Source organism: Psychrobacter pocilloporae, assembly GCF_029872915.1.
Classification (GTDB): Bacteria; Pseudomonadota; Gammaproteobacteria; order Pseudomonadales; family Moraxellaceae; genus Psychrobacter; species Psychrobacter pacificensis.
In genome coordinates, this window is the sequence record NZ_PGFT01000001.1 from 2397812 (window position 1) to 2413908 (window position 16097).

A 16097-nucleotide genomic window follows, 5' to 3' on the forward strand; every position below is an offset into this window, starting at 1 on the left:
TTATAAATAGTGATGATTGGCGCTGAAGTGATGTTTTAGCAATGCTTAGTACTTTTTTAGGAACAAAATTCTAAAAAATGTCACTGCGCTAGCCACTATAGGAACTGCTCATGAAGCCTTCTGTTCTCCCCTCTGATGTCAATCTGATGGCTGCTACTCCGCCATCGTCTTGGCAACTATTTTTATCGACCTTTTGCCGAAACAAGGGCGCGGTGTTGGGTTTTATTATTCTCATGCTAATGGTTATTGTTGCCATACTCGCGCCCGCAATTGCCCCCCATGATCCTTACGAGTTGTTTACGGGTCAAGAGCAGCTGCCGCCAGCCTTTTTAAGTGGTGGTGATGCGATGTTTTGGCTAGGCACGGATGATGCTGGACGAGATACCTTGTCTCGGGTGATGTATGGCGCGCGTTACTCTTTATTTATCGGTCTGAGCGCAACGACCCTTGCGATGTTGGTCGGCATCTCTTTAGGACTTAGTGCTGCCTTTTGGCCCAAAGTTTGGGGCAAAGCGGTCATGCTGGTCAATGATATTTTGATGTCATACCCCAGCTTACTACTAGCGATCATCATTGCCGCTATCTTAGGGCCCTCTATGACCAATACGATTATTACGATTGCACTGGTCTGTACGCCGCCTTTTATTCGTCTGACTCGCGCCACCGCGATGGTGGAGTTGCAACGTGAGTACTTTATCGCTTCGCAGGTGATGGGTGCTGGTGTGCTGCGTTTATTATTTATCACGATTCTACCCAACTGCATGGCACCGCTCATCGTACAAGCAACGATGATTTTTTCCTCTGCTATTTTAGAAGCGGGTGCGATTGGTTTCTTAGGCTTTGGGGTACAGCCACCTGATGCTGAATGGGGCGCGATGCTCGGTACGGCTCGTCAATACATTCAAAGTAACGTTTGGCTCGCTATTTGGCCAGGTGTCGCTATCTTCTTGGCTGCATTGTCGATTAACTTGACGGGTGATGGCCTGCGTGACGCGCTCGATCCCAAATTAAAGCAGGTGACCTAAGATGACTGATACTTTAATTAAAACGCCTACCGCTCATACTTCTATGAATGGTGCATCAACAACAGACGCGCCGCTGTTATTGGACATCGAAAATCTGTCGGTCACTTTTGGTCAAGGAAAGCGTGCCTTTCGTGCTGTCGATGATGTGTCTTTAAAAATCACACAAGGTGAAGTCATCGCTGTCATTGGTGAATCCGGCTCAGGTAAGTCGGTCACTATGATGGCGCTAATGGGACTATTGCCGCCGTCTGCCACCGTCCGTGCCAAGCGAGTGATGTTTGATAATAAAGATATGATCAGTATGCCTGCCAAAGAAAAACGCGGCATCATTGGCAAAGACATCTCCATGATCTTTCAAAACGCGATGTCTTGCCTCAATCCAAGCTTTACCGTTGAGATGCAGTTAGGTGAAGTGCTGCGTAAGCATTTGGGCTTACGCGGTGCAGCAGTACAGGCACGCATATTAGAGCTGTTAGAGTTGGTCGAAATGCCTGACGCCAAAAACCGACTCAAAGTGTATCCACATCAGCTCTCAGGCGGTATGAGCCAGCGCGTTATGATTGCGATGGCGCTTGCGTGTGAACCAAAACTGCTCATCGCAGACGAGCCAACGACCGCACTTGATGTCACCGTACAAGCGCAGATCATGGATTTGCTCGGTCGATTGCAACGCGAAAAACAGATGGCAATGGTACTGATTACCCATGATTTGGGCCTTGTTGCACAAAACTCGCGTGATGTCGCGGTCATGTATGCTGGACAAGTGGTTGAAACCAGTACCGTGCCAGAGGTTTTTCAACATCCTGCACATCCTTACACAGAGGCGCTTTTACAAGCCATTCCTGAGCTGGCTATCGGACAAGATCGATTGAACAGCTTGCCTGGGGTCGTACCAAGCCAATATGATCGCCCAAGCGGTTGCTTATTGTCTCCTCGCTGCCCATACAAAGAGCCTGCTTGTGACGTGCCGCCGCCTATTTTGGACACACCAAATGGCAAAGTGCGCTGCATTCATGCCGATCCTACTGCTCGCACCCCCATCTCTCACGCTGCTATTTTGGAGTCACAAATATGAATAATAAAGTGGTTTTAAAAGCAGACAATTTACACAAGCATTACCCAGTATCGCAAGGATTGGGTAAACCAAAAGCGCACGTCAAAGCCTTGAACGGTATCTCATTCGAGCTTGAAGCAGGTAAGACACTGGCAGTCGTCGGTGAATCCGGCTGCGGCAAATCTACCCTTGCCCGCCAGCTGACACTCATCGAGCAGCCGACGCAGGGCGAGCTTTTTATCAACGACGAAGCCACCACTGGCTATAGTAGAAAGGCGCTCAAAGACTTACGTACCGAAATTCAAATGGTCTTCCAAAACCCTTATGGTAGCTTGAATCCGCGTCATACTATCGCCTACCAACTGACAGAGCCTTTGGATATTCATACCAACCTGTCTAAAGAAGAAAAGCGTGACAAAATCAATGAGATGATGAGAAATGTCGGCCTACGTCCTGAACATGCTGGGCGTTTTCCACATATGTTTTCAGGGGGTCAGCGCCAGCGGATTGCCCTCGCCCGTGCGATGATGCTCAATCCTAAAATCGTCGTCGCTGATGAGCCGACCTCTGCACTTGATGTGTCGATTCAAGCGCAAGTCTTAAATCTGTTTATGGATTTGCAGGATGAGTATCGTACTGCCTACGTCTTTATCTCGCACAACTTGTCAGTCGTACGTCATGTCGCTGACGACGTGATGGTGATGTATTTAGGTCAAGCCGTCGAGCACGGGCCCAAAGAAGCGATCTATAATGCGCCAAAACATCCGTATACCATCGCATTACTGGCGGCTGCACCCACAGTAAATGGCCAAAAGAAAGATTTGACGCTACAAGGTGAGCTACCAAGCCCGCTTAATCCGCCAAGCGGGTGCGCTCTACATAAACGCTGTCCATATGCGACCTCGCAGTGCAGCGAAATCGAGCCACAACTGCGCGAATAGGATGGTCGGCTGGTGGCTTGTCTGCGTTTGGAAGAGATATACGGGTAATGTGACTAGTAGTTAATCAATATTTACTACGCCGCGACATTTAGGAAACTGCGCGCACCCAAAAAAGGACTGTCCTTGGCGTGCGCCATTTTTTGCCACGCGTTTGACCATCTCGCCATTACATCTTGGGCAGGTTGGCGCTTGATCGATATTAGCGTCATGGTCTGTCACTTTAAGTATCGCAGGTTCATTCACTTTTGGCTCAGATTCTACAATCTCAAATGGCGTAAGAAAAACCTTATCAGCCATATCATGCGGTTTGATTATTTGCTGAGCATTTAGACTATCAATTGGTAATGCGGTAGATTCAACCTCAGTTTGACCAGACCATCGATGCACTTCTCTACTTTTTAGAGGAGTTCTTCTTACAGTTTCTTTTATTATAGACTCAGGTGTAGGATTCTCAGTATTCTTACTTGGGTTGCTATGCTTGTCTTTTAGATAGGCTTTATGCTGCCGATTGGTGCGCCAAGACTTACTAAATCTATTGCTATTAATCTGCTCAACGATAGATGAAACCTCATCTTCAGTGAGTAGCTTATCTTGCTTTTTCTTTACATACGACACCATTCCACTCGTCAATACATGTTCGGGCAATTCATCGCGGGTTTTTAACTCGCACTCACCGATAAAAGCAATCATCGAATGGAAGTAGCTCAGCTCCAAGCCTAATAAATCTGCGAGCGTCTTAATGTGCAAGTAGTTCTGGCGCAATGGATTTTGGAATTTGAATTTACTTCCATTTTGGAAAACTTGTGTCCACTGCTTTTGCTTCTCGCTACCGTATATCCAACCTTTATAGTTTTTGGTTTCAATCACAAAGATGCCGTATACAGAAACGATGACGTGATCGATTTGTGTACTGCCGCCATTGGCTAATGGCAAAGTGACATTGTTTAGCCGATGATAAACGTCTTTTTCAAGCTTGAGCCACATGGCGACGTTGATGACGGTTTCACCGAGGAAACCTTTAAAGGTGGATTTTAGGGACATAGTTTTTTACTCTAATTTTTATTTTGTGCTATACCCATAAGAGCTGTACTACAAATTTTCTGTAGATTCTCAATAAACAATTCCGTATCCAAAAAATAATTCGGATATGCTTTCTCTATATCTTTTACATTACTCATTGATATTAGAACGATATCAACTTTAGGTTCATCACGTAGTGTAATTTCTCTCCTTTGATAATGGCTTTCAGCCATATCTTTCATCTCTTTATTAAAACCTGTAATATTCACTTGGGGATTTTCGTCTCTAAGGTTTAGTTCAACTAAAAAATATTCACAGTCTCCAGTAACTTTATTATTGGTTCCGATATACTGAGATGAGATTGCTACTCCTTGTAACTTCTGGAAGATATTCAATTTTTCTTCTAATATTTTTAATTCTTTAGCAAGCTCTATGACCGAAAAACCCCTTAACTCTTCCGAAACTGGCTGTTTCTCATAATGCGCGAATAAGGCGCTACATAATTTGAAAAAATCTTTAAACTCAGTGTCGCCCTCTCCTGTTTTAAATGATGATTTCTCAATAAGACCAAGTGTTTCAACTGCGGTTGCCCAAGAATGCTGTAACTTAGTTCTAATTTGAAGCTCAATTAACAACCCATCCAGATGTGGATGAACAACGCTTTTATACCTAAATATAAGGTGTAATCCTCGATAACCATCTGGTTTTGGATCATGGATATAGTCATTCAATTTTTTCAGATCATGATCAAATCGGCTACTTTTTTCAAGTATATTTTTTTGCAAACGATACACTTCACCTACTGTAGATAATACAATGCGTAAACCTCCAATGTCTTGCATTCGTGCTAAATTCATATCTTGAAAACGCTGTAATTTCAAGATGATAGACGGTGTTCGCTTCAATCTTTGTGCAATAATTGGTGAGTAGAAATTTAGACTTTTAACTTTTCTCCTTAGAGTTGTCTGAAAGGTATTTAATGGAGTAGTATGTAAAGAACGCCATATAGAAAGAACTTGCATTGCCTTTTTATATTCTGATGTGGATGAGTTACTATTAGCTAAGGCTTCTCCAGCCTTTTTAACCTGTTTTTTGCTTGGTATACTATCTTTCATTTACAACTCTCCATTGAAACTTAATATTATAAGATCCATCATAATATTTAAGTTCATACTTATACTTCACAATATAAACTTTAAGTTTTAGAAGATCTATTTATTTCAGATTATCACAACTTATAACACCAACGATAGTATACCCAACAAAGCTAATTTTCTAAGAAGCAGCTTCAAAAATGAAAGTTCAACCATAAAAAAGCCACCAGATTTCTCTGATAGCTTTTTCTTAAACACTAATTAAGTCAGGTCTATTACACCAAACTATTCACCGCTTCAACCACAGCGTCAGTCGTAATACCAAACTCTTTATACAAGTCACTTGCAGGTGCAGATTCGCCATAAGTGGTCATCCCGATGACTTTGCCATCGAGACCGACAAACTTATACCAGTAGTCTACGTGCGCCGCTTCTACTGCGACGCGGGCGCGGATGGTGGCAGGCAATACTGACTCGCGATAATCAGCGTCTTGCTCCATAAAGATTTCGGCACATGGCATAGAGACCACACGCACACCAATGCCATTTTCGCTAAGCGTCTTGTGCGCTTGCATCGCAAGACCAACTTCTGAACCAGTGGCGATGATGATAGCCTGTAGCTCGCCTTGCTCTTTCGCCAGTACATAACCGCCTTTGGCGATGTTCGCGACTTGGCTCTCATCGCGCGCTTGATGTGGCAAGCTTTGACGGCTAAAGATCAATGCTGATGGATTGCTTTCTGATTTGATTGCTTCTACCCAAGCACTAGCCGATTCGGTCGCATCACAAGGACGCCATGTACGTAGGTTTGGCGTGGTACGTAGGCTAGTCAATTGCTCAACTGGCTGATGCGTCGGGCCATCTTCACCCAGACCGATAGAGTCATGGGTATAGACATGGATGACGCGCTGCTTCATCAGTGCGCCCATGCGTACCGCATTACGTGCGTATTCCATAAACATCAGGAACGTCGCTACGTAAGGGATAAAGCCGCCATGCAATGCAATACCATTGGCAATCGCGGTCATACCGAACTCACGTACGCCATAATAGATGTAGTTGCCATCGCTGTCTTTCTCGATGCCTTTAGCGCCTTTGAATAACGTGAGGTTTGAGCCCGCTAAATCTGCTGAGCCGCCTAGTAGTTCTGGCAATAATGGCTGCAAAGCATTGATCGCGTTTTGGCTGGCTTTACGACTAGCAACATCACCGCCCGCTTCTTGCGTTTGCTGAATGTACGCTTGCGCTTGGCTAGCAAAGTCAGCAGGCAACTCACCATTTAGACGGCGTGACAATTCTGCGGCAAGCTCTGGATAGGCTTTTTTATACGCTGCAAAGTCAGCATCCCAGTTCTTTTGCTGCACATCGCCTTTGGCTTTGGCATCCCACGCTTCATAGATTTCATCGTCTAGCTCAAATGGGGCATGTTTCCAAGACAGCGCATCACGAGTCAAGGCAATTTCATCATCACCAAGTGGCGCGCCATGACTGGCCGCAAGGCCTTGTTTGTTCGGGCTACCAGCACCGATAGTCGTTTTGCAAATAATTAGGCTTGGCTTAGCAGTTTCTGCAATTGCTTGCTCAGTTGCCTGCGTAATGGCATCAGTATCATGACCATCGACTTTGATCACTTGCCAGCCGTACGACTCAAAGCGAGCTTCGGTATCATCAGTGAACCAACCTTCAACATTACCATCGATTGAGATGCCATTGTCATCATAGAAGAATACCAATTTGCCAAGACCTAATGTGCCAGCGAGCGAGCACACTTCATGACTGATGCCTTCCATCAAGCAGCCATCGCCTAAGAACGCATAGGTATGATGATCAACGATATTATGACCGTCGCGGTTGAACTGTGCGGCTAGGGTTTTTTCTGCAATCGCAAAACCAACGGCATTAGCAATACCTTGTCCTAGTGGACCAGTCGTCGTCTCAACACCAGGGGTATAGCCATACTCAGGGTGACCTGGGGTTTTTGAATGCAGCTGACGAAAGCCTTTTAGGTCATCAACGCTGACATCATAACCTGATAAATGTAGCAATGAATAAATAAGCATCGAGCCATGACCGTTTGACAGTACAAAGCGGTCACGGTTGTGCCAATTAGGATCAGCTGGATTGTGCTTCAAAAATTTGCGCCACAAAACTTCGGCAATATCAGCCATACCCATTGGCGCACCCGGATGTCCAGAGTTGGCTTTTTGAACCGCGTCAAACGACAGTACACGGATGGCATTGGCTAGTTTACGTTCGCTAATTGGAGCTGGCATAGAGTGTCCTAATATTCGAATGAGTCGTATAAAGATAAGAGGAGAGTTTACTCAGAGGATAATCCACCAAAAACGCGGCGTGCGTCCTCAGTGGATAGGCTATAAAATAAAAATGCAATATTAACATATTTGCTATAAGCCTAGCCAAAAATGCGGTGACAATACCGTTTCTATTTAGCAATGACTCACATCAGTTTTGTTAAACGATAGACAGTCATAGATTTTAATTTAAGCTATCAGTAACAAGCTGCAAGTGACCTAAGTGACCTAAGTGACAAGCAGCTCATTACTTATAGTCCATTTATTAAACTGAAATAGTCTCAGCACCGCCCATAAATGGACGCAATACTTCTGGAATCGTAATGCTACCATCAGCGTTTTGATGATTTTCCATCACTGCTAGTAGCGTACGACCAACCGCCAATCCTGAACCGTTCAAAGTATGAGCTAAACTGGTTTGCTTGCCATCTTTGACACGCGTACCCATACGGCGCGCTTGGAAATCGCCACAGTTAGAGCAGCTAGAGATTTCGCGGTAGGTATCTTGGCTTGGTAGCCATACTTCGATGTCATAGGTTTTTTGTGCGGCAAAACCCATATCGCCCGTACATAGCTGTACCGTGCGGTATGGCAACTCAAGCTGCTGCAAGATATATTCGGCCTGCCCTGTCATTGCCTCTAGCAAGTCATCAGACTGATCGCTGGTGCCAACATTGACCATTTCCACTTTTTCAAACTGATGCTGGCGGATCAGACCACGGGTATCACGGCCATGCGAGCCCGCTTCACTACGGAAGCATGGCGTATGGGCGGTGAATTTTAGCGGTAGCTCTTTGATATCCAAACGCTCTCCGCGTACCAAGTTGGTCATTGGCACTTCTGCTGTTGGAATCAGATAAAAATCCATCTCATCGTTATTCGTGTGATTGCTTAGCTTAAACAAATCCTCTTCAAACTTAGGCAACTGACCCGTCCCTTTTAGACTATCGCTATTGACAATATAAGGCACATAGGTCTCAAGATAGCCGTATTTTATGGTATGGGTGTTGAGCATAAACTGGATCAGTGCACGATGCAGCTGCGCCAATTGACCTTTTAGCACGTTAAAACGGCTGCCTGTCAGTTTGGTTGCGGCCTCAAAGTCGAGCATACCAAGCGTCTCACCGATATGTGTATGATCTTGAATTTTAAAATCAAACGTACGCGGCGTGCCCCACTTACGCACTTCTACGTTATCGTCTTCTGACGTACCCACTGGTACATCTGCCGCTGGAATATTTGGAATCTGCAGCGCTGCTTGAGTCAGCCGCTCTTGCAGAGTACGTAGCTCGTCTTCAGCAGCTTTGATCTCACCGCTAACGCTTTGCATTTCAGCCAATAGCTCACTGGCATCTTCGCCTGATTTTTTTAGAGCACCGACTTGCTTAGCCCCAGCGTTACGACGCGATTGCAATTCTTCTGTTTTGACTTGTAGAGACTTACGCTCGGATTCAATCGACTGCCAAAACTCCATATCAAGCGTATAGCCACGAGTGGCCAGTCGTTGCTGTAAATCGCTTAAATCGCCGCGTAAGAGTTTTGGATCAATCATAATCGTTGCCTGTAACACTAAAAGTGAATAAGAAGTTTAAACATTATTAGTATGATTATTGGTCAGCTTATACTTATTGCAAAGCTTCATAACTCAATAACTACCTTGCCATGCTGCCATATTTTTTATCAAACTATATGGGTGCCGCTATCATACCAAGACCCAGCAGATTTGACCATGCTTTGAGCTTTTTTGAGCGCTTTTAGCGTGATTTTGGGCTACTACTTTCATTATTCATAGCCAGTCATACTTACCCGAAATGCATATCCTATATGTTCAACTTACTTTAATAAGGATCATCTACCTTTATTAAAGCCATTAATATCGCCGCTATCAGTGAACAGATCCGCTTATATGTTTCATTTAAGAGTACTTTTCGGTAAGATAAGCGCATACCTTTATTTACCTACAGCCAAGTAGTACATCATGACTTGGCTTTGGCGATGTAAACCCAACACTTTTAATATAAGCATCTGAGAAACCTTTATGGCCCTGTATCCTTACACGCTCCAACCTGTCGCCTTAAACCTAACTGAAGCTGAATTCCTTCAAGCCCAATATGAACTGTTTGCCAGTGCCAGCCCCTCTTTTGGTCTGTCAAGCTTTAAAACCAAAGAATGGATCATTATGGCTGTGGTTGTGGTACTCGCTATTGCAGGACTCATCTTTGTAACAGGCTATTCAACCATCATTTTTTGGTTGATGCTCGTTGGTGTGGTGATTTATCTATTGGCGCGTACTTTAGGCTTTAGATGGTATGTAAAAAGAGAGTTTGAAAAACAAATTGCTGATCAAGAGATGCCAGATGAAATGCGTCAAATGAAGCTTGGTGTACAAAAGCATGGTCTGGTCATGGCAATGCCAAGCAACCAGCCTGAGATGATGAAAAACTCGCAAATGCGCGGTATGCAGATGCGTGCAGGTGCAACTCAGCAAGCGGTTATTCCGTGGACTGCTATCAAAAGCTGGGACGAGACTGACGACTATATTTTTATGATGTTTGAGATGAAAGGCCAGCAAGGTAGCCAAATTCTTCCGAAACGTTTGCAAGCGCAAAAATTCCCTATCGATACGGTACGTCAACATCTACAAGAAGTGGTTCCGGTCAAAGGCTTAAATCCTGAAAACTTGCAGCCGCCAGCATAACGGTTATCAGCTCTCTCTATCGTTTAGAAAAACGATAGAGAGACTCAATTTTAGTTTTATAAAACCAATCGTAAAAGTGAATTTATTATATTTAACTTACTAATGATAGTTTGCTATTATTATAAGCATCAAAGGAAGAGCTAGAGCTTATATAGATATTAATAAAAGTTAAGATACTTTTATTTTTATGCTAATTAACTACTACTCGTCTTTCTTCAATTTTATATAACAACACTCACATTACAAGGACAATATTATGAGTAATACTAATAACGCTACTAACCAGATCGGTCTAGAAAAAGCTGACATGAGCGAAGTCATCGCTCAATTAAACAAACTGCTATCAACGTACCATGTGTTTTACTTAAATGTACGTGGCTATCATTGGAATGTCAAAGGTGAGCATTTCTTTACTTTGCATCCAAAATTTGAAGAATTATACACATCGCTACAGTTACAGATTGATGAGATCGCTGAGCGTATTTTAACGCTGGGTGGTACACCACTTCACGCTTACAGCGATTTTGCACAACACACGAGCATCAGCGAAGACAAAAACGTCAAAGATGGTACATCTTGCGTTAAAGGCGTATTAACTGGTTTACAAGCGCTCATTGCCGAGCAACGTCAAGTATCGTCATTAGCAGCAGAAAGCGACGATCAAGGTACCGCTGATCTGGTTGATGAATACGTACAAGAGCAAGAAAAGCTGGTATGGATGTACAATGCCTTTTTGGGTTAATACTTTACTAAGCTGATCACACTTAGCTTAAATAAATCCAAATAACAGTAAAACTTAAAACCATAAAAAAGCACCCAACTGGGTGCTTTTTTATGGTCAGCGATCTGTAACAGATTGATTTACTGTTGAATCCATTGACGCATCTTTTCACGCTCAGCAGGTGTTGCTTGTAGCCAAATCTGCATAAATGAATCTAAGGTATTGGTAGAGGTATTCACACTCGTGGTTTGCTTGATATTGGTCGTACCAACATTAGTATTGTTTGGCATTGCTGCTGGTTGATCTAATGCTGCTATCGCACGTTGGTTTTGTAATTCTGCATCGCCCGCCCCACCAAACACACCACCTAGCGCCTTACCAAGTCCTGAAAGCAGTCCACCTTGATTACCAGCCATACCCTGTTGACTTGCGATAACTGTATTGTTCTGCTGAATAGCGAGTGTTGGCTGCTTAGCATAATCTTTAGCGGCTTTGTAATCTTCTGGCTGGTTCGGCATCGTCAAACGATACGTTTGGTTATCTGCCAATTCCGCCGTCACGCTGACGTTACCTGAACGCAGGTAATCATGCTCATCACGCTGCAAGTTATATAAGCGGTCATACTTAGCAGTGATAGCATGTTGACCTGGCTGGAGCGTAAACTCTTTAGTTAGTGGTTGAAATAGACTTTGCTGAACTTCTTGTCCATTGATGGCAGTCACTTTGATATGGTCATCAACCAATAGCGTCACAGCGGCTTGTGACATCATAGAGACTGAGGTCGCACCCACAAACAACAGTCCAATCGTCAATTTTTTTAGCAAAGAAGCATTCGATTTCATAGGTTATTCCATTAATAGTGAAAGCAGGTTGGATAAAAAGTTCGTATTCTTACTGTTATTTGTATTTTTGCTGCTAAAAGTCTTACAATTAAAAGTTTTACGACTAGAAATCAAGTGGCATCGTATGTTGGTCTTGATCCGTCGTCTCATTGTCTACTTGCGTCTCTTGGGCTATATCAGCCAGCTCTGCTGCAAGCGTTTGCTCATCAATGGTACGCAGCGCGTCACTGATCACCGCTTTTGATATATTACTGCGGCCAAGGTTAGAAAACATTGGCTGTATATAATTGAGCACTTCCATCATTGCACCGATACGATGTGGCCCTTCAGTCAATAAATGATTAATAATTCGATCATCAAACTGCCAGCCGCGCCGACGCAAAATGGACTGAAGCAGTGCTTGACGGTCTGCTAAATCATGACCAGTAGGCACCTTAAAAGCTGGTGCTTGTGCTAGGCGCGTTAATAAATCTCTCAATTGAAACGGTAAGTCGCCAGCCGGCTTATTGGCTGCAAATAAAAGCTGGCGCTGCCCTTCGCGGCTACGATTGATTAGATGAAACAGCGCTTCTTGCCACTGACTACTTTGCTCAAGCACTTCTAAATCATCGATAGCGATCAGATCAAAGTTTTCTAAAGAAGATAATACATGGACGTCGGTATGGATCAATTCATTGAGCGACAAGCAAATGGCTGATTTGTCCATTTCAATAAATGACTCACAAATAGCGGAGAGCAAGTGAGACTTACCCGTCGCAGGGCTACCAAACAGGTATAACTGACCAATCAGGCCGACATGTAATTGCCGCACTGCATCAATAATAGACATCCAACCAGGACCGGCAAAGTCACTAAGACTTGCATCATGCTTAATGTCCAGATTGAGACTTAGCTGTGCTTCTGCCATGGATCATCAACTCGTGTTGCGTAGTGCAATATAAAAGTGCAGTAGAAAAAGGAATAAATTGCTATTCAGTACTATCCATACTACCTGATAAAAATATGTGCAGTGGATATATAGCTTTTTTATGATGGATGAATTGCCCTAATTAGGCTAATCTTGATAAAAAATATAGCAACGGCTGATACGATCAACACTGCGACTATATATAACATATTTGCAAAATGACTGACAAGTCTTTTACCTACTAAGCCTGATCAACCATTTGCTTTTTTCTTCCCATTTGTACGCTATCCGCTCACTATATTCAATAATAAAATATTTACTTCTTCTCAAACAGTAGCAATTGCTTACGACCTTTATAAAAATCTGTCGTAAGATAATACGCATATAGGTGGCGGAACAATACATTTAAGACAGCAGAGACTGGTAGCGCAATTAACATACCCACAAAACCCAATAGACTGGCGCCTGCTAATACCGCAAAGATAACCCATAATGGTGATAAACCAATTTTATCACCTAATAGTAGCGGCTGCAGAATATAACCTTCTGCAGCTTGCCCGACCAAAAACGCCCCAACAACCAATAACAAATAGGTCCAATCCAACCCAAACTGAAACAAGCAAGCGATGATAGCGGCCACAAATCCAATGCCAAAACCCAAGTAAGGTACAAAGCTTGCAATACCCGCTACCATACCGATGATAAGTCCAAGCTCTAGACCAATAAGCTGCAGCTGTATTGCATAAATAGCACCCAGTAGCACCATCACCAACAGCTGGCCTTTAATAAACGCCATTAAAGCCTGATCGCACTCTTTGGCGATGCCAATGACTTGTTTGCAGTATGCTCCTGGTATCGCCATCTTCCACGTCTGTAAACGCTGATCCCAATTGAACAAAAAATAAAACGTTAAAATTGGCACCAACACGATCAGTCCTGCACTGTTAATAAAGTTCATACTTGAAGTCAGTACTTGGCTCATCATGGTACTGGCATCAGCAAACTTATAATTCGTTTGCATATACTCGACCAGCGTCTCAGAAAAATCCTTCGACTCTAAGACAGGCAATTGAAAACGAGTATTACTGTTGAACCACTCTCGTACCACTTGATTATACCAACTAGATATCTTAGGTAGATACTCCCAAGCGGCTTGCAGCTGATGCCACAATGTCGGTACCAACCACCAGAGCAACAGCGCCATCCCTACAGTGATGGTAGAGTACACAATAATAATTGCGATCCAACGTTTGAGATGTTTTGACAATCGCTTTACCAAAGGGTTGAACAAGTAGGCCAGCATAAAAGCAAATATAAACGGCACAATGACTGGTATCATCAGGTAGAGAAGGAATAGCGCCACAACCAAAACGACGACGATAAATAAACGTCTGAAAAAAGGGTCGATTGGTTGGTTTATCATGATAAGTAATCCTATATGTGGGCTGATTTGAGATAGTGACAAAAATTGCGGTACTTGAGCCGTCAGGAGTCGTAAATCTAGTGTTTTATTATCGCAGAGTACAACAAAAAATCAGTCATTTTTTGTTTCTTAATCGCTTATTTGCCATTTAATGCAAAACTTAGCCAAATATCGGTAAGTTGCTTTGCGAGTGTGGTCAGTTTTTGGGTATAATGCGCGCACTATCTTTAAACTTTGCCTTTAAACTTTATCTCGCTGATTGTAGCGTGATTGACTCCCTTACTTTTTAATTCCAATTATCTATCCCCAACTGTGAGATGACTATGAGTGACAAGCCTTCTTTAAGCTACAAAGACGCCGGCGTTGATATCGATGCAGGCGATGCTTTGGTTCAGCGAATCAAGTCCGTTGCAAAAGCCACTACTCGTCCTGAAGTCGTGGGTGGACTTGGCGGTTTTGGTGCGTTATGCCGTATCCCAACAGGCTACACTTCTCCGTTATTGGTGTCTGGTACTGATGGTGTGGGCACCAAACTAAAATTGGCATTACAGCTCAATCGTCACGATACCATCGGTATTGATTTGGTCGCGATGTGTGTCAATGATTTGTTGGTTTGCGGTGCAGAGCCACTATTTTTCTTAGATTATTACGCAACAGGCAAGCTTGATGTTGATGTAGCTGCGACTGTGGTCACTGGTATCGGCGATGGTTGTAAACTTGCCAACTGCGCGCTTATCGGTGGTGAAACTGCTGAAATGCCAGGTATGTATCAAGACGACGATTATGACCTCGCTGGATTCTGCGTGGGCGTGGTTGAAGAAAGCGAGGTCGTGACTGGTGACAACGTTACCGAAGGCGATGTTCTGATTGCACTTGCCTCAAGTGGGGCACACTCAAACGGCTACTCACTAGTGCGTAAAGTCATCGAAGTTAGCGGTGTTGACGTGGCTACTAGCGATGAGCAACTAGATGGTCAACCTATTCAAGATGCCTTGATGGCCCCTACTCGTATCTATGTCAAAGCAATCAAGGCATTGCAGGATACCCTTGGTAGCTCAGCGCTTCATGCCATGTCACACATCACAGGTGGCGGTCTCACTGACAACTTGCCACGAGTGCTCCCTGATGACCTAGCGGCTAGCATCGATACCAGCAGCTGGCAGTTCTCAGAGTTATTCACTTGGTTACAGACCCAAGGCAATATTGAGCAAAGTGAGATGTACCGCACCTTTAACTGCGGCGTTGGTTTTGTCATCGTGGTGCCTAAAGACAAAGCTGAAGCAACGATCAAGACGTTGACTGACGCTGGTGAAAACGCTTGGCAACTTGGCGAAATGGTCAAACGTGAAGCCGATGCCGTGGTATACCGTTAATGTCAATTGATCAGACAAGCCAACCTGTCAAACCATTACGCATTGCGGTTTTGGTATCAGGAAGTGGCAGTAATCTACAAGTCCTCATAGACGCCATGCAAGCAGGTGCGCTACCGATTGAAATCGTTGGTGTCATTAGTAATCGCGACGACGCTTATGCCGTCACCCGCGCCAAAGACTCAGGCATCGAGGTCGCCGTACTCTCGCACGTAGAGAGCGGCAAGCGCATGGGCATCAAAACCTTTGAAAAGCACGCCACCGCACAGCTTGAAGCGTGGCAGCCTGACTTGGTCGTTTTGGCAGGCTTTATGCGGGTATTGAGTGCAGACTTTATTGATAACGCGCCTGCACCGATGATTAACCTGCACCCATCGCTACTTCCCGCTTATAAAGGGCTAGATACGCATACCCGTGTACTCTGCTCAGGTGAGCGTGAGCACGGCTGTAGTATCCATGTGGTCACCGCCGAGCTGGATGCAGGACAAGTGTTAAGCCAAGGGGTCTTGCTTATTCGTCATACCGACACGCCTGATAGTTTGCAAAAGCGCGTACAAGTGCTGGAGCATCAACTATTGCCGTGGACGATATTACAAATCGCTATTGGCGGCGTGTCATTAACGCCAAGTGAGCAAGCCTCTAGCATCTTGCCGGCCCTGCCCTTACGTCTATTGATTGACGCTTAGTTGT

General features: G+C 44.2%; 14 protein-coding genes. 7 read left to right on the forward strand and 7 right to left on the reverse strand.

Going from position 1 to position 16097, the window contains the following annotated elements; all coding sequences use genetic code 11:
* Window positions 1-110 precede the first annotated feature (110 nt).
* Genes CUR83_RS10210 through CUR83_RS10220 form a run of 3 tightly spaced genes read left to right on the forward strand, consistent with a single transcriptional unit; the run spans window position 111 to window position 3020 of the window.
* Window positions 111-1025 (forward strand): ABC transporter permease, encoded by a 915-nt coding sequence (locus CUR83_RS10210; protein ID WP_058023779.1) that lies wholly within the window; start codon window positions 111-113, stop codon window positions 1023-1025.
* Window position 1026: 1 nt separating this feature from the next.
* On the forward strand, window positions 1027-2100 hold the full coding sequence (locus CUR83_RS10215; RefSeq protein ID WP_284719588.1) for an ABC transporter ATP-binding protein: 1074 nt from the start codon (window positions 1027-1029) through the stop codon (window positions 2098-2100).
* Window positions 2097-3020, forward strand: a complete 924-nt coding sequence (locus CUR83_RS10220) for a peptide ABC transporter ATP-binding protein (RefSeq protein WP_284719589.1) — start codon at window positions 2097-2099, stop codon at window positions 3018-3020. Before CUR83_RS10215 ends, CUR83_RS10220 begins: the two co-directional genes overlap by 4 nt.
* Before the next feature lie 60 nt (window positions 3021-3080).
* On the opposite strand, the gene CUR83_RS10225 is transcribed toward CUR83_RS10220, so the two are convergent.
* From CUR83_RS10225 to serS, 4 genes are all read right to left on the reverse strand, one after another.
* Window positions 3081-4061 (reverse strand): NERD domain-containing protein, encoded by a 981-nt coding sequence (locus tag CUR83_RS10225; protein WP_284719590.1) that lies wholly within the window; start codon window positions 4059-4061, stop codon window positions 3081-3083.
* Between the two features lie 11 nt (window positions 4062-4072).
* Window positions 4073-5155, reverse strand: a complete 1083-nt coding sequence (locus CUR83_RS10230; protein ID WP_284719591.1) for a RelA/SpoT domain-containing protein — start codon at window positions 5153-5155, stop codon at window positions 4073-4075.
* A gap of 254 nt (window positions 5156-5409) precedes the next feature.
* Window positions 5410-7407, reverse strand: a complete 1998-nt coding sequence (tkt, locus tag CUR83_RS10235; RefSeq protein WP_284719592.1) for a transketolase — start codon at window positions 7405-7407, stop codon at window positions 5410-5412.
* A gap of 304 nt (window positions 7408-7711) precedes the next feature.
* Window positions 7712-8998 carry a serine--tRNA ligase gene (serS, locus tag CUR83_RS10240; RefSeq protein ID WP_284719593.1) on the reverse strand — a complete coding sequence of 429 codons (1287 nt, stop codon included), beginning with the start codon at window positions 8996-8998 and terminating at the stop codon, window positions 7712-7714.
* Window positions 8999-9484: 486 nt separating this feature from the next.
* On the opposite strand from serS, the gene CUR83_RS10245 reads away from it, so the two are divergent.
* Window positions 9485-10144: a YcxB family protein gene (locus tag CUR83_RS10245; protein WP_058025884.1), complete on the forward strand. Its 660-nt coding sequence runs from the start codon at window positions 9485-9487 to the stop codon at window positions 10142-10144.
* 256 nt (window positions 10145-10400) lie between these two features.
* The gene (locus CUR83_RS10250) at window positions 10401-10886 is read left to right on the forward strand and encodes a Dps family protein (protein ID WP_284719594.1); all 486 of its coding nucleotides are present in this window, start codon (window positions 10401-10403) and stop codon (window positions 10884-10886) included.
* 119 nt (window positions 10887-11005) lie between these two features.
* Here CUR83_RS10250 and CUR83_RS10255 read toward each other — a convergent pair whose 3' ends face one another.
* From CUR83_RS10255 to CUR83_RS10265, 3 genes are all read right to left on the reverse strand, one after another.
* A complete protein-coding gene (locus CUR83_RS10255) occupies window positions 11006-11707 on the reverse strand; it encodes a DUF2057 family protein (RefSeq protein ID WP_284719595.1) in 702 nt (233 codons plus the stop codon).
* A gap of 103 nt (window positions 11708-11810) precedes the next feature.
* On the reverse strand, window positions 11811-12614 hold the full coding sequence (gene hda / locus CUR83_RS10260; RefSeq protein WP_093071321.1) for a DnaA regulatory inactivator Hda: 804 nt from the start codon (window positions 12612-12614) through the stop codon (window positions 11811-11813).
* Between the two features lie 316 nt (window positions 12615-12930).
* On the reverse strand, window positions 12931-14037 hold the full coding sequence (locus CUR83_RS10265) for an AI-2E family transporter (RefSeq protein ID WP_071002114.1): 1107 nt from the start codon (window positions 14035-14037) through the stop codon (window positions 12931-12933).
* A 323-nt stretch (window positions 14038-14360) separates the two neighbouring features.
* On the opposite strand from CUR83_RS10265, the gene purM reads away from it, so the two are divergent.
* The gene (purM, locus tag CUR83_RS10270; protein WP_071002115.1) at window positions 14361-15410 is read left to right on the forward strand and encodes a phosphoribosylformylglycinamidine cyclo-ligase; all 1050 of its coding nucleotides are present in this window, start codon (window positions 14361-14363) and stop codon (window positions 15408-15410) included.
* A complete protein-coding gene (gene purN / locus CUR83_RS10275; protein WP_071002116.1) occupies window positions 15410-16093 on the forward strand; it encodes a phosphoribosylglycinamide formyltransferase in 684 nt (227 codons plus the stop codon). Before purM ends, purN begins: the two co-directional genes overlap by 1 nt.
* The last annotated feature ends 4 nt before the right edge of the window (window positions 16094-16097 follow it).